17 protein-coding genes and 1 pseudogene are annotated in these 20,079 nt (G+C 68.9%); 11 read left to right on the forward strand and 7 right to left on the reverse strand.

The window, feature by feature from the left end; translation table 11 throughout:
- Window positions 1-143 precede the first annotated feature (143 nt).
- Complete coding sequence (locus ACIBD9_RS22190; RefSeq protein WP_396720354.1) at window positions 144-1,007, forward strand: hypothetical protein; 864 nt, start codon at window positions 144-146, stop codon at window positions 1,005-1,007.
- A gap of 207 nt (window positions 1,008-1,214) precedes the next feature.
- On the opposite strand, the gene ACIBD9_RS22195 is transcribed toward ACIBD9_RS22190, so the two are convergent.
- The 4 genes and pseudogenes from ACIBD9_RS22195 to ACIBD9_RS22210 all read right to left on the reverse strand — a co-directional run.
- On the reverse strand, window positions 1,215-2,099 hold the full coding sequence (locus ACIBD9_RS22195) for a S41 family peptidase (protein WP_396720355.1): 885 nt from the start codon (window positions 2,097-2,099) through the stop codon (window positions 1,215-1,217).
- 44 nt (window positions 2,100-2,143) lie between these two features.
- Window positions 2,144-2,746, reverse strand: a complete 603-nt coding sequence (locus tag ACIBD9_RS22200) for a restriction endonuclease (protein WP_396720357.1) — start codon at window positions 2,744-2,746, stop codon at window positions 2,144-2,146.
- Window positions 2,747-3,101: 355 nt separating this feature from the next.
- Window positions 3,102-4,727 carry an ABC transporter permease gene (locus ACIBD9_RS22205; RefSeq protein WP_396720359.1) on the reverse strand — a complete coding sequence of 542 codons (1,626 nt, stop codon included), beginning with the start codon at window positions 4,725-4,727 and terminating at the stop codon, window positions 3,102-3,104.
- A gap of 170 nt (window positions 4,728-4,897) precedes the next feature.
- A pseudogene (locus ACIBD9_RS22210) lies at window positions 4,898-5,767 on the reverse strand (ATP-binding cassette domain-containing protein); the annotation flags it as partial.
- A gap of 109 nt (window positions 5,768-5,876) precedes the next feature.
- Here ACIBD9_RS22210 and ACIBD9_RS22215 point away from each other — a divergent pair.
- Window positions 5,877-6,776, forward strand: coding sequence for a TetR family transcriptional regulator (locus ACIBD9_RS22215; RefSeq protein ID WP_396720361.1), 900 nt, complete (start codon window positions 5,877-5,879; stop codon window positions 6,774-6,776).
- Window positions 6,777-6,823: 47 nt separating this feature from the next.
- On the opposite strand, the gene ACIBD9_RS22220 is transcribed toward ACIBD9_RS22215, so the two are convergent.
- Window positions 6,824-8,602, reverse strand: coding sequence for an ABC transporter ATP-binding protein (locus ACIBD9_RS22220; RefSeq protein ID WP_396720414.1), 1,779 nt, complete (start codon window positions 8,600-8,602; stop codon window positions 6,824-6,826).
- Between the two features lie 97 nt (window positions 8,603-8,699).
- On the opposite strand from ACIBD9_RS22220, the gene ACIBD9_RS22225 reads away from it, so the two are divergent.
- Window positions 8,700-9,131 (forward strand): MarR family winged helix-turn-helix transcriptional regulator, encoded by a 432-nt coding sequence (locus tag ACIBD9_RS22225; protein ID WP_396720363.1) that lies wholly within the window; start codon window positions 8,700-8,702, stop codon window positions 9,129-9,131.
- 99 nt (window positions 9,132-9,230) lie between these two features.
- Window positions 9,231-11,015 (forward strand): N-acetylglutaminylglutamine amidotransferase, encoded by a 1,785-nt coding sequence (locus ACIBD9_RS22230; protein WP_396720365.1) that lies wholly within the window; start codon window positions 9,231-9,233, stop codon window positions 11,013-11,015.
- Window positions 11,016-11,041: 26 nt separating this feature from the next.
- Here ACIBD9_RS22230 and ACIBD9_RS22235 read toward each other — a convergent pair whose 3' ends face one another.
- Window positions 11,042-12,175, reverse strand: a complete 1,134-nt coding sequence (locus tag ACIBD9_RS22235) for a glutamate--cysteine ligase (protein ID WP_396720367.1) — start codon at window positions 12,173-12,175, stop codon at window positions 11,042-11,044.
- Between the two features lie 478 nt (window positions 12,176-12,653).
- On the opposite strand from ACIBD9_RS22235, the gene ACIBD9_RS22240 reads away from it, so the two are divergent.
- The 7 genes from ACIBD9_RS22240 to ACIBD9_RS22270 all read left to right on the forward strand — a co-directional run bounded on the left by ACIBD9_RS22240 (window position 12,654) and on the right by ACIBD9_RS22270 (window position 17,584).
- Window positions 12,654-13,412 carry an endonuclease/exonuclease/phosphatase family protein gene (locus ACIBD9_RS22240; protein ID WP_396720368.1) on the forward strand — a complete coding sequence of 253 codons (759 nt, stop codon included), beginning with the start codon at window positions 12,654-12,656 and terminating at the stop codon, window positions 13,410-13,412.
- A gap of 140 nt (window positions 13,413-13,552) precedes the next feature.
- Window positions 13,553-14,011: a hypothetical protein gene (locus ACIBD9_RS22245; RefSeq protein ID WP_396720370.1), complete on the forward strand. Its 459-nt coding sequence runs from the start codon at window positions 13,553-13,555 to the stop codon at window positions 14,009-14,011.
- Entirely contained in the window at window positions 14,008-14,886 is an 879-nt protein-coding gene (locus tag ACIBD9_RS22250; RefSeq protein WP_396720371.1) for a hypothetical protein, read from the forward strand. The genes ACIBD9_RS22245 and ACIBD9_RS22250 overlap by 4 nt, the downstream gene beginning before the upstream one ends.
- A 15-nt stretch (window positions 14,887-14,901) precedes the next feature.
- On the forward strand, window positions 14,902-15,699 hold the full coding sequence (locus ACIBD9_RS22255) for a radical SAM protein (protein ID WP_396720373.1): 798 nt from the start codon (window positions 14,902-14,904) through the stop codon (window positions 15,697-15,699).
- Window positions 15,700-15,714: 15 nt separating this feature from the next.
- Entirely contained in the window at window positions 15,715-16,260 is a 546-nt protein-coding gene (dcd, locus tag ACIBD9_RS22260; protein ID WP_396720375.1) for a dCTP deaminase, read from the forward strand.
- Between the two features lie 54 nt (window positions 16,261-16,314).
- Window positions 16,315-16,896: a histidine phosphatase family protein gene (locus tag ACIBD9_RS22265; RefSeq protein ID WP_396720377.1), complete on the forward strand. Its 582-nt coding sequence runs from the start codon at window positions 16,315-16,317 to the stop codon at window positions 16,894-16,896.
- Between the two features lie 82 nt (window positions 16,897-16,978).
- Window positions 16,979-17,584, forward strand: coding sequence for a hypothetical protein (locus tag ACIBD9_RS22270; protein WP_396720379.1), 606 nt, complete (start codon window positions 16,979-16,981; stop codon window positions 17,582-17,584).
- Between the two features lie 144 nt (window positions 17,585-17,728).
- Here the strand turns inward: ACIBD9_RS22270 and ACIBD9_RS22275 are convergent, their stop codons facing one another.
- Window positions 17,729-19,954 (reverse strand): discoidin domain-containing protein, encoded by a 2,226-nt coding sequence (locus ACIBD9_RS22275; protein ID WP_396720381.1) that lies wholly within the window; start codon window positions 19,952-19,954, stop codon window positions 17,729-17,731.
- Between the last annotated feature and the right edge of the window lie 125 nt (window positions 19,955-20,079).

The raw sequence follows: 20,079 nt of genomic DNA on the forward strand, positions 1-20,079 counted from the left end.
GGCGTGGTGTCGGACCGGCTCGGCCGTCGGCGCGTGGTCTGGTTCGTGTCGGTATGCGGTCTGCCCGGTGCCGGCGTGGCGGCCGGCAGATCGGTCACCGGTTGTTAGCGTGAAACGCGGATCCGTAACCGTGGAGGGGTGCCATGACGGACGCCCCCGACGGGAGGCCGAGGCCCGCGGACCAGTGGCGACAGCGGGGCGTACGAGGGTTGACCATCGCCCGCGACGCCGGCGTGCGCGGCTGGCGGTGGTGGGCGCGGAGCTGGGATCGCTTTGTCGCCGCGCTCCAGGACGAGGCGCCCGTCGGCTCCGCCGCCGCGCCGTCACCGCCCGGTCCACTCGTCGAACAACGCGACGCGCCCCGGCTGATCGCCGTCCCGGCACGCGGATACGTGTACTCGTTCTACATCCGCGCCACGTTCGCCTGGTCGTCGCCCGCCAGCCTGCGGTCCGAGGTGCTGAGCTGGTACGTGCAGTACTTCCAACCGAACGCGATCCAGCGACTGACCCGGCTCGCCGCGGACGCCGCCCGGGACCTGCCCCCGCACCGGGCCGGTGACCTGGAGGTGGCGTTGCAGCGAGCACTTGCCGAGGATCCCCTGTGGCACTACCAGCGGGGCGACATCACGCTCACCTGCCGCCCCGACGCCGCCGTACGACTCGACGAGCGGATCATGCCGGCGCTCCAGCCGCACGTCGACCGCCTCGTCAAGCTGGAATACCAGTTCGACGAGCAGATCCGACAAGCCCGGTACGCCGAGGAGCTGAGCCGCCAGTGGGCGACGATCCTGGATGACCACACCGACGACCACGACCTGGCCGACGCGCGCGACCACATGCTCGCCACGCAAAGAGAAGCCGCACGATGGATCGCCGAACTCCTCCACCGCCACAACGAACACCCCACCGACCCGCCCACCCCACCCCCAGTCCCCCAACAACAGACCCACCCCACCCCCGCCCCGCCTGCCTCATCTCCCCCGTCAAGATCACTTGACGGTGGGTAGTTGCTCGGGGCCTTCGAGAGCTCCTGAGCATCAAGTGATCATGGGCAGGCGTGGCGGTTGGCGAGGATCGCGAAGACTTCGGCGCTCCCGCGATGATCCGCCAGGTCGATCTCCATCGAATGTGCATCCGCCCTGAGTAGGCGTCAGCCGCCGTGCCATCTGACGACGCCCCCACATGCGAGCGAACGGGTGCTGATGCCGCCGCGCCTACGCGCCCGAAATGGCCTTGAGGGCCGTGTCGAGTGCCTGGTCCGCCGGGACGGGTACGTCGGGGACCACTCCGACGCCTTCCCAGTTGGTGCCGGTGACGCTGTTGATGGTCCGGGCGGTCGGCACGGTCACGAGGATGTGTGCGGTGACCGGGTGGCGGGCCGTCGGATGCGCGCCGCCACGTGTCGTCTCACCGACGACGACGGCCCGGCCGTGCGCTTGAAGGGTGTACGCCACGTCCTCGCCCCCGGAGAACGTCATCGCGCTGGTGAGCACGTGGACCGGGCGGTCCACGTAGCGCGGCGCGGGAAGATGCGCGGTAGTCCAGAACTGACGGGTGGCACCGGTGGACCGCTCGTAGAAGTCGTTGAGATGGACCTGGTCGTCGCGGAAGAAGTAGCTGCACCACATCGCGGCTCCCTCCGGTGCTCCGCCAGAGCAGGTACGCAAGTCCAGGATGAGCGCGGAGCTGAGAGCGACCAGTTGCATGGCCGCGCCGATCGCTGCGGCGCCCTCATCGGCGTACGCGATCCGCCGCACGTCGATGAGCCCGACGTTCCCGTCCAGGTGCTCGACACGGCGGATCCCCTGGTTTTCCGCTTTGAGCAGCGCGAGGAACGCGGCTCGCCCTCCGTCTTCGTCCGCTGGCTCCAGCGACTGCGGCTGGTCCGACCACAGCAGCCGCAGATGCTTGTCCGGGCAGACTTGCTGAAGGTGAGCGGTCACCGTCTCGCAGAGCACCGGCCCGTCGAGGTCGTCGTACTCGCCTGCCGCGAGATGGCGCCGGATCGCGGCGTCGATGTCCGCGACCTTCTCCGGAAAGACGTACCCGGCCTCGATCCGATCCAGGGCCTGTCCGATGATCTGTTCGTTTGGGAGCACGGCGGGCCACGGTAGACCGCTAACAGCCTCCTGACCACCGAATTTCACGCGGGAGTGGGTTGTCCCGTCCAGGCCCACATCTCCAGCGCGTTCCGGTCCACGAGCGTGATGTTGAGCTGCCGGGCGATCTGGATGCCGTCGCCCGCGGTGAAGAAGCTGTTCGTCACGAGCATGCAGATCTCGCCACCGTGGATGTCCCGGCAGGTGCCGGCGAACCGCTGGATCGCGGCACTGCCCACCCGGTTGCTGACGCTCTGCCGCTTGCACTGCACCACGACGCGTCGGCCGTCGGGGGCGATCGCCAGGACGTCCGCTCCCCGGTCGCCGGGGCCGCCGCACACCGTCACGTTGCGGAACCCGGACGCGGCCAGGATCCGGGCGAACCACTGCTCGAAATCGGGTCCGCTCATCGTGTCGGTCACCGCGATCAGCCTGTCCCGCTGGGCTTGGTCGGCCCGCTCGCGGGCACGCTGCTTCGACACGACAAGACCCACCGTGGCCGCCCCCGCGACGACGAGGCTCACCAGGAGAGCGGACCAGTATGGGTGCCGCTGCACGAAGTCGACGACCATGCGGAGGAGCACGAAGACGACGACCGCACACAGCGCCAGAGCCCAGCCGTCGGCCGATCTGCCGCCACCGCCCACGCGGCGGACCGTCGATCTGCGGCGAACACTGCCGCCACGCCGCCTCCGGTAGTGGGCCCGAACCCGCGCGCCACCCTTCCTCATGTGTGACCTGACGTACGGCACGAGGCACCTCCCCGGTCGAGGGAATCTCAGTGTCGCGGCAGCGTCCGACAAACCGCCTGCCCTGCCGTCCATGGTGTCCGGTACCCGTCAGCCGCCAAGGCTGCCAGCCCCGGGCAACCCCAGTCCGCCCCGACCCACGCCCATTGACTGCCCGCCCCCGGCCCGAATGATCGGTGGCAGTTCAGCAGGGGTGGCGTCGGCGTGTCGAGTCGCCCAGCTGCCAGCGATCATCAGGGCGCTGCCCCGTGGGTCAGGACGGGACGTCGCGGTGGCGGAAGGCGGCCACGCCGACGGCCAGCAGGGCCGCGGCCACCGCCGCCAGCACCACCAGGGGAAGCGCCGCCGGGTCGACCGCGGGCACCGCCGGCACATGGGTGTACGGCGAGACGTTGAGCGCGGCCTGGGGCAGTTCCAGTACCGCGCCGAGTTGCCCGAGGAGCAGGAAGACCAGCAGCGCCGTCCAGGACAGCACCACCGACCAGCGGGGCAGCAGCCCGAAGATCGCGGTCACCACCCCGGCCACCACGAGCAGGGCGGGCAGGCGCAGCAGCGCGGCACCGCCCAGCTCGACGGCCTGGCCGAGCGGGTCGCCGGTGACGATGCCGTAGCCGAGGCCGGTGGTCACGCCGGCGAGGAGCAGCAGGGCGACCGCGCCGAGCGTGGCGGCGAGCACCTGGGTGCCGAGCCAGCGGGTACGGCTGACCGCCGTGGCGAGGGCGGCCTCCAACACCCCGTCGGCTTCGTCGCCGCGTACGCGGAGGAGGGCCTGCACGACGTACGCCCCGATGGTCAGGGCGAAGAGGCCGAGCATCGCGGCCAGGTACGCGTTGATCAGGTCGGCTCCGCCACCCATCGCGTTGATCGCTTCGGCGGCGGCCGGGTTCGCGTCGATCATGTCGTCGAACTCGTCGGCGGCGACGCCCATGGAAAGGCCGAGCACGGCCACCCCGACGGCCCAGCCGAGCAGCGTTCCGCGCTGCATCCGCCAGGCCAGGCCGGTGGGGCTGAGCAGCCGTGGCGCACCGGTGGCCGGGCCGCGTCGAGGGGCGATCAGCCCGGCGCCCTGGTCGCGTCGTTCGGCGAGGGCGTACGCCAGCGCCACCCCGGCGAGCAGCAGCGCGACGGGCAGGGCGAGCACCCACCAGCGTTCACCGTCGAAGGCTCGTACCTGGTTGCCCCAGCCGAGCGGGGAGATCCACGACGGCCAGGCGCTCCGCACGCGGGTCCCGTCGGCGCTCTGTTCGCCGAGCACGTCGCCGGCGGCGCGCAGCACGAAGGAGAGCCCGACGGTGGCGGCGGCGAGCGCGTTGGCGCCGCGCGAGGTGACGGACAGCTGGGCCGTGACCGCGGCGATCGCGGTGAAGGCGACCCCGACGCCGCCGATCGCGGCCGCTGCCGCGACGGAGCCGCCGAGCGGCAGACCGGCACCGATCAACGCGACGGCGAGCAGCACGGCGGCCAGGGTGTTCGCCGCGACGATGACGAGCAGCGCGGCGGTGAGCGGCGCGTACCGGCCGACCACGGAGGCGCCGAGCAGTTCGGCGCGGCCGGTCTCCTCGTTCTGGCGGGTGTGCCGGGTCACCGCGAAGGTGCTCAGCAGCGCGACGATCAGGGCCAGCGTCACGTACGTCTCGGCGACCACCACGGCGCCGAGGTCGGTGCCGTGGATGGGGCCGTTGAAAGCGCGGGCGACCAGGCTGGACGCCGAGGTGGTGGCGTAGCCCAGCCGGGTCTCCTGGTCCGGGTAGATGCCGGCGACGCTGCCGGCGAGGGCGTAGCCGAGCAGGGGCGTGCCGAGGATCCAGATGGCGAGGCGGATCCGGTCGCGGCGCAGCACGAGCCGGGCCAGAAGGGTCGTACCGGTGAGGGCGCTCACCGGGCACCGCCCTGCGGGGCGTCAACGTGCGCGTCGGCGTCCGAGGCGCCAGCGGGGGGAGGGTCCGAGGCAGGAGCGCCCGTGGCGCCGGCGGCGGGAACGTCCGAGGCAGGAGCGCCCATGGCGCCGGCGGCGGGAACGTCCGAGGCAGGGGCGGAGGGATCGTCACCGTAGTGGCGCAGGAAGAGCTGCTCCAGGGTCGGTGGCGTGCTGGTCAGCGCGCGGACACCGAAGCGGATGAGCTGGCCGAGCAGCTCGTCGAGGTGGGCAGGCTCGACCTCCAGGTGGGTACGGCCGTCGACCTCGTGCACGTCGTGCACGCCGGGCAGCGCGTCCAGCCCGGTGACCGGGCGGGCGGTCTCCACGGTCACCGCCGTGCGGGTGAGGTGGCGCAGCTCGGCGAGGGTGCCGGACTCGACGGTGCGGCCCTCGCGGATGATGCTGACCCGGTCGCAGAGCGCCTCGACCTCGGCGAGCACGTGGCTGGAGAGCAGCACGGTGGCGCCGGCCTGCTTGACCCGTCGGACCTCGTCCTGGAACACCGCCTCCATGAGCGGGTCGAGGCCGGAGGTCGGCTCGTCGAGCACGTACAGCTCCACCGGGGAGGAGAACGCGGCGACGATGGCGACCTTCTGCCGGTTGCCCTTGGAGTACGTGCGGCAGCGGCGGGTCGGGTCCAGGTCGAAGCGGTGCAGCAGCTCGTCGCGGCGGCGCCGGTCGAGGCCGCCGCGCAGCTGACCGAGCAGGTCGATGGCTTCCCCGCCGGTGAGGTTGGGCCAGAGACTGACGTCGCCCGGCACGTACGCCAGCCGGCGGTGCAGGCGGACCGCGTCACGCCACGGGTCGGCGCCGAGCACCTGGGCGTCGCCGGAGTCGCGGCGGAGCAACCCGAGCAGGATCCGGATGGTGGTGGACTTTCCGGAGCCGTTGGGCCCGAGGAAGCCGTGCACCTCCCCCTGCTCGACGTGCAGGTCCAGCCCGTCGAGTGCCCGGATGGCGCCGAACGTCTTGACCAGGTTGCCGATCGAGATGACGGGCATGGCCCCTCCTGCCGTTGGCTGCGTCGACCGTCACCACTGTACTGACCGTTGGTCAGTCGAATCAACGGTGATCGTGCCCACCGGTCAGGACGTCGCTAGGCTGGCGGGCATGACCGCCGATCCCGCGGACGACACCCGCACCCGGATCCTGCGCGCCGCGCTCGACCTGTTCGCCGAACACGGTTACCAGCGCACCTCGCTGCGCCAGATCGGCGAGCGGCTGCGGCTCACCAAGACCGCGATCCTGTACCACTTCCCGGCCAAGGAGCACCTGCTCGCCGCCCTGGTCGAGCCGTTGGTGGCGGACCTGGAAGCGCTGCTCGACGCGGCCCAGACACAGCCCGCCGGGTTGGCCCGGTGGACGGTGCTGGAGGGCTGGGTGGACATCATGCTCGCCCATCGCCGGCCCCTCGGCATGCTCTTCCACGACATCGCGCTGATCGGCCGGGGCGACACGTACCACCGCCTGATGGAGATCGCGATGCGGGCCAACGACCTCATCGCCGGGCCGGACGCCGGGCGCCGCGAGCGGGTCCTCGCGATGCAGGCGGTAGGCGCGTGCAGCGACCCGGTCGTCTTCTTCACCGACGTGTCGGACGAGGTGCTGCGCGCCGACATGCTCGACGGCGCACGCCGACTGCTGGCCCCGCTGCCCACGGACGCCACGGCGGGGCCGCACGCGGACGACGCGGCCGGGGCGCGAATGGACGCCACGGCCAGGGCCCACGCGGACACCACGGCCGGGGCTCGCACGACCACGACGGTGGCGGCGCGGCAAGCCCCGCCAGGGGCGGTCGCGGGGGACGCGGCCCCGGCTAGCGCGGCCGCGACGCCGCCACCGGGGGCGGCGGGCCGGCGTCGGCGGCCGGGACGGCCGCCCGCGCTGGGTCGGGAGCAAATCGAGGCGGCCCGGCGGATGCACGCGGCGGGCACCCACTCGGTGGACGCCATCGCCGCCTCGTTGGGTGTCTCGCGGGCGACCGTCTACCGCCACCTGACCGCACCATAACGAGACAGCTCCGAGACTATTTCGAGACGGTTGTGAGAGCCGGGAGCTCAGGCCGCCAGCGTGGCGTAGCGGCCGTTGCGGTCCAGCAGGCTGTCGTGGGTGCCGGCCTCGACGATCCGACCGTGGTCGAGCACCGCGATCTGGTCGGCGTCGCGGACCGTGGAGAGCCGGTGCGCGATGGTGATCGTGGTGCGCCCCTGCGCGAGCACGTCGAAGGCCCGCTGTACGGCGCGTTCGGTCTCGGTGTCCAGCGCGCTGGTGGCCTCGTCGAGGACCAGGATGCGCGGGTCGCGCAGCAGCGTCCGGGCGATGGCGAGGCGCTGCTTCTCACCGCCGGAGAACCGGTGGCCGCGTGAGCCGACCATGGTGTCGTACCCGTCGGGCAGCCCGGCGATGAGGTCGTGGATCTGGGCGGCGCGGGCGGCGTCCTCGATCTCGGTGTCGGTGGCCTCCGGCCGGGCGTAGCGCAGGTTCTCCCGGACGGTGGTGTGCAACAGGTACGTCTCCTGGCTGACCACGCCGACGATCGCGGCCAGGTCGGCCAGGCGCAGGTCGCGCAGGTCGACGCCGTCGACGGTGATCCGGCCGGCGGTCGGGTCGTGCAGCCGGCTGACCAGCCCGGCGAGGGTGCTCTTGCCGGAGCCGGTCTCGCCGACCAGGGCGAGGCTGGTGCCGGCGGGCACGTCGAGGGTGATCCCGGCCAGGGCGGCGGTGTCGCTGCCCGGGTAGCCGAAGGTGACGTCCTCCAGGCGCAGGTGGCCGCGCACCCGGGCGGGGTCGAGGCGGACCGGCTCGGCGGGGTCGGCCACGTCGACCGGCAGGTCCAGGTATTCGAAGATCCGGGCGAAGAGCGCCAGCGACGCGGTGAGCGAGACACCCACGTTGAGCAGCCCCATCAGCGGCCGGAACAGGCCGCCCTGCAGGGCGGTGAAGGCGACCAGGGTGCCGATGCTCAGCGTGCCGGCGGTGCCGGGCAGGCCGGCGGCGAGGTAGATGACCGCCGGTACGGCGGCGAAGATGATGCTCATCGAGGCCATCCGCCAGCGGCCGGCCAGCTCACTGCGCAGCTCCAGGTCGACCAGTCGGGCCGAGGAGGCGGTGAACCGGTCGATCAGCGCGGGGCCGGTGCCGAGGGTCTTGGCCAGCTGTACGCCGCTGATCGAGAGCCCCTCCTCGACGGTGACGTTGAGGTCGGCGAGTTCGCGTTGCCGCTGGGCGGTGATCTCGCGGCGCATCCGGGCGACCCGACGGGTCAGCCAGATGGCCGGCGGCAGCACCACGAGCGAGACCAGGGAGAGCTGCCAGGAGAGCGCGACCATGGCGACCACGGTGGCGACCACTGTGGTGAGGTTGGCCGCGACGGCGGTGGCGGTGGAGGTGACCACCGACTGCATGCCGCCGATGTCGTTGGTGATCCGGGACTGCACCTCGCCGGTGCGGGTGCGGGTGAAGAAGCCGAGCGACTGGCGCTGGAGGTGGCTGAAGACGTCGGTGCGCAGGCGGTGCATGACCCGCTGGCCGACCTGGGTGGAGATCCAGGTCTGTACGACGCCGAGGGCGGAGGTCACGGCCGCGACGGCGACCATGCCGAGGACCAGCCAGACCAGCAGCGTCACGTCGCCCTGCGGCAGGGCCCGGTCGATCACGGCGCGCAGCAGGAACGGGGTGGCCATCGCGATGATCGACGAGACCACGATGATCGCGGTGACGGCGGCCAGCGCGGGCCGGTGGGGGGTGAACAGGCGGCCGATGCGGCGCAGCGACACCTGACGGGCCTGCGTCTTCTCTTCCGCGGTGAGGGTGCGGTGGCCGCGGTCGCGGCCCATGGGGGTGGGTTCCAAGGGGGCACTACCTTTCGTCGACACTATTGCTGAGGTTACCTCATCATGAGGTAGCAACCACATCTCCTGCTACCGTATTCCGGTGACCGAGCACACCGCCGACAGCGCCGACGACGAGAGCCTGGCGGAGACGTTCTGGGCGGTGGCGTCCCGTCTGCGCCGGCAGACCCGGGACTCCCTGGCGCCCTGGGATGTCACCCCCAGCCAGTCCCGGGCCCTCGGCGTGCTGGCCCGGCACGGCGAGGTGCGCCCCGGCACCCTCGCCGAGCACCTGCGCATCGCGCCCCGCTCGGCGACCGAGGTCGTCGACGACCTTCAGACCCGTGGGCTGGTCGAGCGCCGACCCGACCCGGCCGACCGTCGGGCGACCCTGGTCGCGCTCACCGAGGAGGGCGAGCGCGTCAGCACCGCCATCCGGGCCGCGCGCCGGGCCGAGGCCGACCGGTTCTTCGGCCACCTCGACGACACCGACCGCGCCGAACTGGCCCGCATCCTGCGCACCCTGCGCGGCTGACCGGTTTGCCCGCCGCGCCCACGGGTAGCCAGCGGCCCCGTCCGGTCGGCGGGACCCGGCCGGCACCGGTCGGAGGCGAGGTGACGGGAGGCCCGGCTGATGTGCGGGATCAGCGGGGAGGCGCGATTCGACGGCCGCTCGCCGGACGCGGCGGCAGTCACCCGTATGACCGAGGCGATGCGCTCACGCGGCCCGGATGACGAGGGTCTGTTCACCGACGGCTGGGTGACCCTCGGGCACCGCCGGCTGACCATCATCGACCTGTCCGACGCGGGCGGGCAGCCGATGGTCCGCGACGACCTGGGCCTGGCGCTGGTCTTCAACGGCTGCATCTACAACTACCCCGAGCTGCGCGAGGAGTTGCGCCGCGCCGGGTACGCCTTCCACTCCACCAGCGACACCGAGGTGATCCTGGTGGCGTACGCGCACTGGGGTGAACGTTTCGTCGACCACCTGGTCGGCATGTTCGCGATCGGGCTGGTCGACCGGGCCCGGCGGCGGCTGATCCTGGCCCGCGACCGGCTCGGCATCAAACCGCTCTACCTCGCCGAGACACCGGGGCGGCTCCGGTTCGCCTCCACCCTACCCGCGCTGCTGCGGGCCGGCGACGTCGACACCGGCATCGACCCGGTGGCGCTACACCACTACCTGTCCTGGCACTCCATCGTGCCCGCGCCACGCACCGTGCTGCGCGGTGTACGCAAGCTGCCGCCGGCCACCCTGCGGGTGATCGAGGCGGACGGGCGTAGCCGCGAGGAGGTCTACTGGCGACCCGACTACGTGCGGGAGCCCGCCGACGCGGGGATGGACGCCGCCGACTGGCGGGCTGCGATCGGCGACGCGTTGCGCGCGGCGGTACGCCGACGCCTGGTCGCCGACGTGCCGGTGGGGGTGCTGCTCTCCGGCGGACTGGACTCCAGCCTCATCGTGGCCCTGCTCGCCGAGGCCGGCCAGCACCACCTGCGTACGTTCAGCATCGGCTTCGACAGCCGCGACGGCGAGTCCGGCGACGAGTTCCACTACTCGGACCTGGTGGCCCGCGCCTACGACACCGACCACCACCGGATCCGACTGGCCGACGACGACCTGGTGCCCGCCGTCCGACGGGCCGTGCTGGCGATGACCGAGCCGATGGGCAGCCACGACGTGGTCGCCTTCCACCTGCTCTCCGAGCAGGTGGCGCAACACGTCAAGGTGGCCCAGTCGGGGCAGGGCGCCGACGAGGTGTTCGCTGGCTACGGCTACCACCAGCCACTGGTCGAGGCGCCCCGGCACGGCGCCGCCGAGACGTTCGCCGCCGCCTTCTTCGACCGCGGCCACGAGGAGCTACGCCGCATCGTCGATCCGGCGTACGCGCTGGAGCACGACGCCAGCCGGGACCTGCTCAGCGCGCACCTCGCCGCGCCCGGGGCGCAGACGGCCCTGGACGCCGTGCTGCGCCTGGACACCCACCTGATGCTTCCCGACGATCCGGTCAAGCGGGTGGACAGCATGAGCATGGCGTGGGGTCTGGAGGTGCGCACGCCCTTCCTCGACCAGGACCTGGTCACCCTGGCCGCGCACTGCCCGCCGGAGCACAAGGTCGCCCAGGGCGGCAAGGGCGTACTCAAGGAGGTCGCCCGGGAGGTGCTGCCCGCCGAGGTGATCGACCGGCCCAAGGGCTACTTCCCGGTGCCGGCGCTGCGCAAAGTGGACGGCCCGGTGCGCGAGTTGGTCGCCCAGGCGTTGCAGGCGCCGGCCGCGCGCGAGCGGAGGCTGTTCCGCCCGGAGTACGTGGCACACCTGCTCGCCGAGCCGGACCGGGCGGAGGCGGCGGCCGGCAGCAACAAGCTGTGGCAGCTCGGCCTGCTGGAGCTGTGGCTGCAGACCCACGACATCCGCTGAGCCGCCGGGCCCACTCCGACGAGAGGTCAGCCGGCGGCCGTGCGGGCGACCAGGTCGTCGATGACGGCGCCGAGGTCGTCGGTGCGCTCCAACACCTGCCGCTGCCGGGCCGCGCCGGTGCCGTCGCGCCGCAGCCGGGCCAGCTGCGCCAAGACGTACCCGAGGTCGCCGTGTCGCAGCAGGGCCGGGGCGATCACCGCCATCAACTCGTCGACGAGCGCCCAGGCGGGCCGGGTGCCACCGGCACGCAGGTCGATCAGCTCGCCGTCGAGACCGTCGTGGGCGGCCCGCCAGTGCGCCGCCGCGACCAGGCAGTCCCGGACGTTCGGGGCGGTCACTCCGGCGCGTACGTCGTCGACGAGGGTGGCCACGAGGGACCGGACCAGCGCGGCGACCAACACCGCGTCGTCCACCTCGGTGCAGACGTCACCGACCCGCACCTCCACCGTCGGGTACGTCGACGACGGACGGGCGTACCAGTAGACCATCGCCGCGTCGAGCATGATGCCGGCGGCGATCAGCTGGTCGACTGTGTGGTCGTAGTCGGCGGCGGAGTCGAAGTACGGGGTCGGTCCGATGCTGGGCCAGCGTTCCAGCTGCATCGAGCGCCAACTGGCGTGCCCGGTGTCGTCCCCGTCGTGCAGTGGAGAGTTGGTGGTGATCGCCTGCACCACTGGCAGCCACACCCGCAGGTGGTTGCAGACCAGCACGGCCAGGTCCCGGTCGGGCAGACCGACGTGCACGTGAAAGCCGCACACCGCCGGGTCGTGCGCCACCGGCCCGTACCGGCGCGACATCGCGTGGTAACGCGGTTCGTCGGGGACCGTCCGGTGCGGTTCGGCCAGCGGGGTGGCACCGACGGCCACCAGTCGGGCCCCGGCCGCGGTGGCGGCCTCGGCGGCCGAGCGGCGCAGCGCTACCAGGTGCGCGCGCAGTTCGGTGAGGTCGGTGCAGACCGGGGTGACCATCTCGACCATGCTGTGCCGGAACTCCTGGCGGCTCTGGTGCCGGGCGGGGCCGCGAAGCGCGGCGAGCACCTGGTCGGCCACCGGCAGGTTCCGGCCGCTGTCCGGGTCGAGCAGCAGGAACTCCTCCTCCACGCCGAGCGTGAGAGTGGACAGGTCGGGCGCGGTGTCGATGACGGTCGGACGGTTCGCCATGGCCCCTCCCCATCCCCTGCTGCGGCCGGTGGCTCGGGTTCCCGGCCGCCCCTGCGGCAAACGCCCCCTCAGGGCGTCGCCACGGCCGTCGCGCGTGCGGTGAGAAAGGCCCGTTCGGCCGCGTTGTCCGTCACGGCGACTGCCGTCCGGTACGCCTCGACGGCCCACTCCGACGCCTGACCTCACGCCCGCCCCGGATGCATAGGGCGATTCGGCCGAACGGCACGGCAAGTCATGATCACTCTATTGACACCGTATGGGACAGTTGATACGAGACAGCTCTCTACCGCCAATAGGGTGCACGGAGCCTCGCGGTGACTGAAGGGACAGGGAGTGAATGCGGCGAAGCTTACTTGTGACACCTCATTCCGAACCGCATGCCTGTCACAACTGATGAGGCTGGTGCGGACAAAAGACGTTTTTGTTCAAGTGACTTCGGTTAATCGCGCGCAGCATCAACAAATGGGGACGGCAACGTATGGCACAGCTCCGAGTCGCAACATGGAACATTGGCGCCGGAATTCTGGGCGAGTCGCACCAGGAGAACGGCGAGGAAGAACTCACTTACCACATCGACCTGATTCGCCGCCAGAATCCCGATATCCTTTGCCTACAGGAGGCACACGACTACTTGGGGGCGAAGGAGAGCCAGACGGCAGAGATCGCGCGCGAGGCGGGGTACGAGTTCGCGCACAGCGTCCCGATCAGCCCGTCCCACCTCGGATCAGACGCACACCTGGCACTCGGTATTCTGTCGAAGTACCCAATTAGCGACGTCACATATACCGAATTCCCGAACCCCAACCTCTCCGCCACCGGCCCCGGCGGTAATGAGTGGGTTCTTTTCGACAAAGGCTACGCTACATGTGCCGTGAGCGTCGATGGCGAGGACGTCAGCCTGGTGAACGCTCACTGCTTCCCGCTCCACTACTTCAACGCGAGCCCGACCGAGGCGCGCTTCGAGCCGATGTGGCGTGAGTTTTCGGACAGGCTGTTGGCACTCCGGTCCACCCGCCGGACGGTCGCCACGATCGATCTCAACCATGAGCCCATCGACGAACTCCTGCCCGCAGTGCTGGCGCCCGACCTGTACGTCAACGCTTTCACAGCACCGACCATCCCCAAAGGCATCCAACAGGACTATGTGCTCTACGACAGCGCCTTCGCGCTGGCGGCACAAGAAGTCCTGCCGACGCAGGCCGACCACTCGTACTGCCAAGTCGTTCTTCAGCTCTAGCGCATAGCCCCATCTCGACACCTCTCAGCGGGCAGGGCCATATGTTGACCAACCACACTGAGCGCCCCGCGCCAAGAATCGCTCTGGTCGGACCGCCTGGCGCCGGTAAGTCGACTTCCGCATTGTTGCTACAACGGCTCATGCCATCCGCGGCAATCGTCTCGGTCGCCGCGCCCTTGCGTGAGGTCGAAAACTATCTCTACACGAGGCTTGGCCTTACCCCGCCGAGCCTGACGGGAAGACAAGATGGGGAGTTTCTGCAGGCTGTACGCGACCTGCTGGTCTCCAGAAGCAAGGACTTTCTGGAGGTCGACTTCGAACAGAGGGTCAAGGCATGCGGTGATCGCCCGGTAATCAACGACGACGGACGGGCAGCCATGCTATCGGTGCTGGAGCGGCTCAAGTTCGTGCTCGTCTGGGTGGACGGGGACCGCTTGGCGTCACGCGGCGACGTAACGCCGCCCCGCCGGACCACAAATCCCCACGACGCCCTGATCGCCCGAGAAGACTGCACCTTTGAGGTCTCGAACACTGGCAGGCTCTCAAGCCTCGTCACCGAACTCGAACAGTTGCTGATGAGGGTTGAGGAGGCGAGATGATCCGCAAGTGGCTGCGCAAGCGGAACGAGAAACCCTCCGAGCCGCAGAGCGGCGACGGCGTGCCAGAAACAATTTCCATCGCATTCGACCGGCTCCGACTCATCCTCTTCAACTTCACGATGCGCGCGGAGAAGGCAGGCGCATGGACGATTTACGCCGGTGCAGCGGCGTCACTGTGGCTGAGCTTGGCCGTTACCGATTTCCCGACCCAAGGGACACGTCTCGGCCTCACCGGCTACCAGTGGCAGATCATGTACATCATCGCTGCTTCGTGGGCTACCGCACGGTCGGCATACGGCTTCGTCGGGTACCTCCGACGTCCTCGCCTTGAGTCAGTGATCAACGAGATTGTGCAGAGCGCCGAGATCGCGAGGGAGTTCCGAGCGATCTGTGTGCTGAAAGTTCGAGGAGCGGATCACGACTACCGGGTGCTCGTGTACCACGACCAACTCTGGGACTGTTACCTGCTGCCGCACTACAACGTAGTTGATGTCAAGCTCCAGGAAATTGACGACCCCTTGCTCTGCGACTTCGTCGCGTCACATCTCGGCGTTCCAGCCAGTTCCGTGCACAGTAACTACATTGCGGGCGCGGACCTGAGGTCCAGGAAGCACTCCGAGTTCTACAGGCAGGGCACCGTCTACCGGTTCAGCTTCTACGCCGTCAACCTCGAGGACGAGATCCCGGGCTACATCTTCGAGCGTTCTTTCGAACGCAATGGGCGTGAGTTCTCGTGGCTGACCCTGGCCGAGATGGAAGCCGATGCCAACACACGCAATCGGAACCTCGATATGACCAGGCACATCGCGGACAGGGGGAACTTGATCCTCGCCCTGCCGCCCGATTCCATATCGCGCATTGAGGAAAAGGCTTAGGAAGGTGCGGATGCGATGGCCAACCTGACTATTTCGAGAGCCCCGGATCAGGACGTCAGTCTCAGCGAGTACGTCGAGGCGGCACTGGGCAAGTGTTACGTGATCCCGGTGGCGAAGGTGTGCAATGCGGCATGCGTGTTTTGTGCGACCGAGGTCTACAATCCCAAGAACGAGATCGAGGTGATGGACGAGTCGAACCTTGCCCCGATCGCGTCCACTCTCGTCAGCGCTGGCGTGACGCGCTTCGAGGTCACCGGCGGAGGAGAACCCACCCTTCACCCGCGGCTTGCTGGAATCCTCGCCAGCCTGCAAGGAACCGGCGCGATGATCAAGCTCTACAGCAACGGAGCAAGGCTGCCGGTGGGCACGCACGTGGACGAGCTCAACATCTCACGCTGCTCGATCGACCCTGAACAGAACCAGCAGCTCATGCGGCTTCGTCAGGGAAGCGAGGACCTCAGAGTTGTCGTCGGGCGAGCGCGAGACCACGGCTTCCGGCGCATCAGGCTCTCGGTTCCGATCATCCGAGGCGGAGTCGAGACCTTGTCGGACGCCCTGAGCTTCGTGGAGTACTGCGGCGACATCGTTGACGCCATCGTATTCCGGCCGCTCTATCCGGCGACACCAGACAAGACGAACCGGGACCCCCTCTCGGGCGACACGTGGCTGGGTCTGATGCCCGAGTTTCACAAGGCCGGCACCACCGTTGAGATTGAGGTAGATCAGGAGGGCTGCTTCCGCGCTTCGCAACTCATTCTCTCCAGCGATCTCCGTCTTTTCAAAGAGTGGACACTCACTGTTCCAGCCCCGTGATCCCCAGGGAATTCCGTGACAAGACTCGGAGGTTGGCTCACCGGTTCCCGAATACGGGACGCCGTTGCGAGCGGAGAGATTCTGATCTCCCCATTCAGGGAGGATCAGCTGAACCCCAACTCGTACAACTACACGCTGGGGAACAGCCTGCTTCGCCTTGTGTCCGAAGAGATCGACCTTCGGGGTGTTGACGAGTTCGAAGAGGTGTTCATAGCCAACGACGGCTTGGTGCTTCAGCCCGGAGAGTGTTACCTCGGACATACGGCAGAGGTGTTCGGGTCCCGGGTTTTCGCATCTTTGATCACAGGGCGAAGCTCGGTTGGCCGGAAGTTCGTCACCAACCACATAACCGCCGGGCTGATTGATGTGGGGTTCGAGGGCCAAATCACGCTGGAGATTACTGTTCAACGGCCTACCCGCGTCTATGCCGGAATTCTTTTTGGTCAGATCTACTGGTTTTCCCTGCATGGCTCGCCGGAGCCGCAGTACTCGGGAAAATACCAGAATCAGGATGGCCCGACGCCGTCCCGCATGGTTCACGACGCTTGGTATCCTGAATGAGGGCCTGTCCGGCAATCACATCACCTGTGCTCGACCTTCGAGGAGGCCTTTGCAGTGCTCGTCTACGTTGTGCGGCATGGTGAGTCTGAGGACGACTCGAGTGACAGCTATGGCGGGGCTGCCGACTTCCGGTTGACGGATCGCGGCCGCGCTCAAATCGCCCAGGTGGTTGGTGACCTCAAAGAATTCGGGTTGCAGGCTGTCTACAGCAGTCCGCTTGCGCGAGCACGAGAGTCCGCAGAAATCATCGGTCGCGAACTACACCTACCTGTGACAGTCGTCTTCGACCTTCGAGAACGAAACACATACGGTGTGTTGAGCGGTCACACCAGGTCGCAAGCCCGAGAGCTGTTTGGTTACCTCCTGGACCGGCTGGATTTCGTACCGGGCGAAGGGCGCGACTGTGTCCCAGGCGGCGAGGAGTACGGCCCCTTCGTCGAGCGGGTTCGTGGCGCATTCCAAGCGGTCATCGACTCGGCGGCGGATTCGGGGTTCAGTACGGTCGCAGTCGTCACGCATGGAAAATTCACCAAGGCACTTTTTACCGAGGTTCTCCAAAACGGAGCCGACTATAGTGAGGGCCATGCCTCAATCAACTCCGTGAACAGCGCTGCGCCTCCCCTCGGATCGTCCTAGAGTCGGCCCTGTTGCGTGGACTCCCACGGGCGAAAGGCAGGGAGTCCGTCAACCCCTTCGCCAAGATGGAAGAGCACGGAGCATGACACACCCTGCAGACCCCCCCTTCACGATCTCACCCCGCGACAACGTCGCCTGCATCTCTTGTGGCCAAGTCGTAGGTTCACAGGCCCCGTACGTTACACAGCTCAACGCTGACTTCTTCGTGCCGAAGTCGCATCCTCGGATTCGTCTACGGGGGCAACTGGACTCGCTCCACGCCCTTGTCGGCATGGCGGAACACAGCGCGGCCGCACAGCAAGAACCCTGGCTTCAGGGCGAACTGGCCAAGGTCGCCGCCTACTGTCGTGAGCTGATATCCGCGGAGTACAACGAGCGACCGGTCGAGAGGCTGATCCTCGATGATCTGGACGCGGCCGAGTTGCACGCCGCCACCCATGACCCGCGATCTTTGGGAACCACCCATCTACTGCTGAATGGTGAGTCGGCAGAGCTGCTACATTGGCTGAACCTCATACGCACCAAGAGCCGGGAAGTCGAGCTGGTTGCATACGAGGCATTCGCTCCTGACGCTCGAATTTATGGCACAAGTTTCCAGGACTTCGGTACCAGCATCATCAACGCCCTCAACCTGGTGGCAAGCGGCGTCTACTACCTGGCCCTGAGATTCCAGGCCTCAGGAGGCTAGGCGGCCAAGCCGAGGCCCACCTCCCATCCGGTTGAGCGGCACGACCAAAGCCGGCCCGGTCTCGGCGGGACCGGGCCGGCTTCGGCCCACGGTGCGACCCGGCCGACCCGGTCCGTCAGACGTCCGGGTCGGCGGGCGCCCCGGTCAGGGGTAGGTGGTCAGGTACACCGTCTGGTTGGCCGCGTTCGCGGTGCCACCGGCGTTGTTGATCACCCGATTGATGGTGCCGACGCCACCGAGCGAGACGGTGACCATGTTCGTGAAGCGCACGTTCGGGTTGGTGGGCACCTCGAAGGACCGTTCCTCGACCACCGCGGGGTTGACGTTGAAGTAGCTGTAGCTGCCCAGCCCGAACGCCTGGTGACTGGTCACCGAATCAGCCACCTTGTACGCGGCGTAGCCCCGGGTCGACCCGTTCATCCAGGCAGCCTGGTTCGGTACGTCGTACGGCAGCTCGTTCTGGTAGAAGTACGTCCGCCCGCCGTTGCCGTTCCAGATGGTCTGGTACTTCTGGTAGTGCTCGACGAAGAGGCCGTACATGGTGACGTTGTCGCCGTTGACGGTGAGCCCGGTGTCGGCGGTGTTCAGCGTCCACCCGGTCGGTACGCCGCTGGCTGCGTGGTCGGCCCGCCACAGCCACATGTGGTCGCCGATCACGTTGTCGCTGTTGACGGTCAGCGTGTTGGTGGCCTTGCCGACGTGCGGCCCGCCGATGCGGAAGAACACGTCGTGCAGCGAGGTCGGGTTCGTGGCGTGGCTCGCGGACGAGCCGGACGGCCCGACCTCCATCAGCACTGGCGAGTTCGTCGTGCCGGCCTCGAACATGATGCCGGCCACCTTCACGCCGTCCACGTCGGCCACCCGCATGCCCACCGCGCCGTTGTCGGCCTGGATGGTGGCCAGGCCGAGACCGAGGACGACGGTGTCGGCCCGGTTGACCTGGATCGGCTCGGTGACGTGGTGTACGCCCGGGGTGAAGAGCAGGTGCCGCCCCTGGGCGAGGGCCGCGTTGATGGTGGCGGCGCTGGTGCCGGGCTGGACCACGAAGAACTGCGAGAGCGAGATGGACGAGCCGGCCGGGGTCTTGTTGTACCAGCTGGTGCCGGTGGAGTTGGTGCGCAGCGCCGGCACGAAGACCCGGTACTCACCGCTGCCGGTCACGTACAGGAACGGCTTCTCGCGGACCTGCGGGGTCTGCGGGATGACGGTGTGCGAGGGGTTGGGGAAGCTCGGGGCCGGGGCGCCGTTGACGCCCTGGAAGACCATGTTCCACACCGAACCGGTCCAGCCGTTGCCGAACTCGCTGTTGCGGGAGTACCACTGCTGCTGCGAGCCGGAGACGACCAGGCCGTCGATGCGGGTGTCGGCCAGCAGACCACCGCTGGACCAGCCGTCGCCGCCGTTCCAGAGCTGGATCTGGTTCTGCGCGCCGCGCAGGTGCATCCGTCGGTACGGCGCGGCCTGGGAGACCGCCCACCGTTCCACGGTCTGTCCGGCGGGCAGGGTGACCGAGAGGTTCTCGGCGGCCCGCCAGAAGTTCTGGGTGGCGTTGCCGCCCATCCAGAACGCCTCGGTACGGACGTGGCCGTTGAGGTTGACGTCGTCGGGGCTCATGCCCAGGCCGGCGACCTGGGTGAAGAAGCCGAGGTTGACGTCTGCGGTGTAGGTGCCGGGCTTGAACAGCACCGCGTAGCGCTGCGGGCCGAACTGGTTGGTCTCCTGCTGGGTGAAGAGGGTGTTGAGTCGACTCTGGATGGTCGACGTCGGCGTGCTCGGGTCGAAGACGAACGTGTTCGACCCGAGGTTGGGGTTGTACGGGTCGGTCGTGCCGACCGGCGGCTCGCCGGTGCCGCCGCCGGTCTCGCCGTAGACCTGGAACTCCCAGAGCGAGTAGCCGTAGCCGGTCCCCCGGGCGGTGCCGTACATGCGGACGTAGCGGCCGGCGCCGGAGACGGTGAGGTTCTGAGTGCCGCCGGTGGCGGTCGTGGTGGAGTAGATCGTGGTCCAGGTGGACCCGTTGTCGGAGGTCTGGAGCTGGAAGGCCCGTCCGTAGGCGCCCTCCCAGAGCAGGTTGACCTGGCTGATGGTGGCCCGGGCGCCCAGGTCGACCTGGAGCCACTGCGGGTCGCTGAACGCGCTGGACCAGCGGGTGCCGGTGTTGCCGTCGACAGCGGCGGCGGCGGGGGTTCCGGCGTTCTCGGTGGACGAGGCGGTTGCCGTGCGGCCCTGGGACAGCAGGGTGGGGGCTGCCTGCGCGGGTGTCGTGGTCCCGGTCGGCGTGAGCGCCGCGACCAGGGCCACGGTGAGTCCGACGAGCAGGTGCCGCACAACCCGAGGACGCGGGCGTACGGATGTAGCGCGAGATGTCATGACATCGCCTGTCGATAGGGGGTCACGGGGTGCCGCGTGGATGGGGTCAGGTCGCCCCGTGACGCCGTGGGTGGTGCCGCCGATGCGACGCCGCGGGAGGGAGAGCGCTCTCGTAGGAGTGTTGC

The sequence above is a fragment of the Micromonospora sp. NPDC050784 genome (genome assembly GCF_044456765.1).
GTDB lineage: Bacteria > Actinomycetota > Actinomycetes > Mycobacteriales > Micromonosporaceae > Micromonospora > Micromonospora foliorum.

Excerpts from the sequence above, each read along its gene's own strand:
- ACIBD9_RS22190 (WP_396720354.1), top strand. The coding sequence starts at position 144 with ATGACGGACGCCCCCGACGGGAGGCCGAGGCCCGCGGACCAGTGGCGA.
- ACIBD9_RS22215 (WP_396720361.1), top strand. The coding sequence starts at position 5,877 with ATGACCGCCGATCCCGCGGACGACACCCGCACCCGGATCCTGCGCGCC.
- ACIBD9_RS22220 (WP_396720414.1), bottom strand. The coding sequence starts at position 8,602 with ATGGGCCGCGACCGCGGCCACCGCACCCTCACCGCGGAAGAGAAGACG.
- ACIBD9_RS22230 (WP_396720365.1), top strand. The coding sequence starts at position 9,231 with ATGTGCGGGATCAGCGGGGAGGCGCGATTCGACGGCCGCTCGCCGGAC.
- ACIBD9_RS22235 (WP_396720367.1), bottom strand. The coding sequence starts at position 12,175 with ATGGCGAACCGTCCGACCGTCATCGACACCGCGCCCGACCTGTCCACT.
- ACIBD9_RS22240 (WP_396720368.1), top strand. The coding sequence starts at position 12,654 with ATGGCACAGCTCCGAGTCGCAACATGGAACATTGGCGCCGGAATTCTG.
- ACIBD9_RS22245 (WP_396720370.1), top strand. The coding sequence starts at position 13,553 with ATGCCATCCGCGGCAATCGTCTCGGTCGCCGCGCCCTTGCGTGAGGTC.
- ACIBD9_RS22250 (WP_396720371.1), top strand. The coding sequence starts at position 14,008 with ATGATCCGCAAGTGGCTGCGCAAGCGGAACGAGAAACCCTCCGAGCCG.
- ACIBD9_RS22255 (WP_396720373.1), top strand. The coding sequence starts at position 14,902 with ATGGCCAACCTGACTATTTCGAGAGCCCCGGATCAGGACGTCAGTCTC.
- ACIBD9_RS22270 (WP_396720379.1), top strand. The coding sequence starts at position 16,979 with ATGACACACCCTGCAGACCCCCCCTTCACGATCTCACCCCGCGACAAC.
- ACIBD9_RS22275 (WP_396720381.1), bottom strand. The coding sequence starts at position 19,954 with ATGACATCTCGCGCTACATCCGTACGCCCGCGTCCTCGGGTTGTGCGG.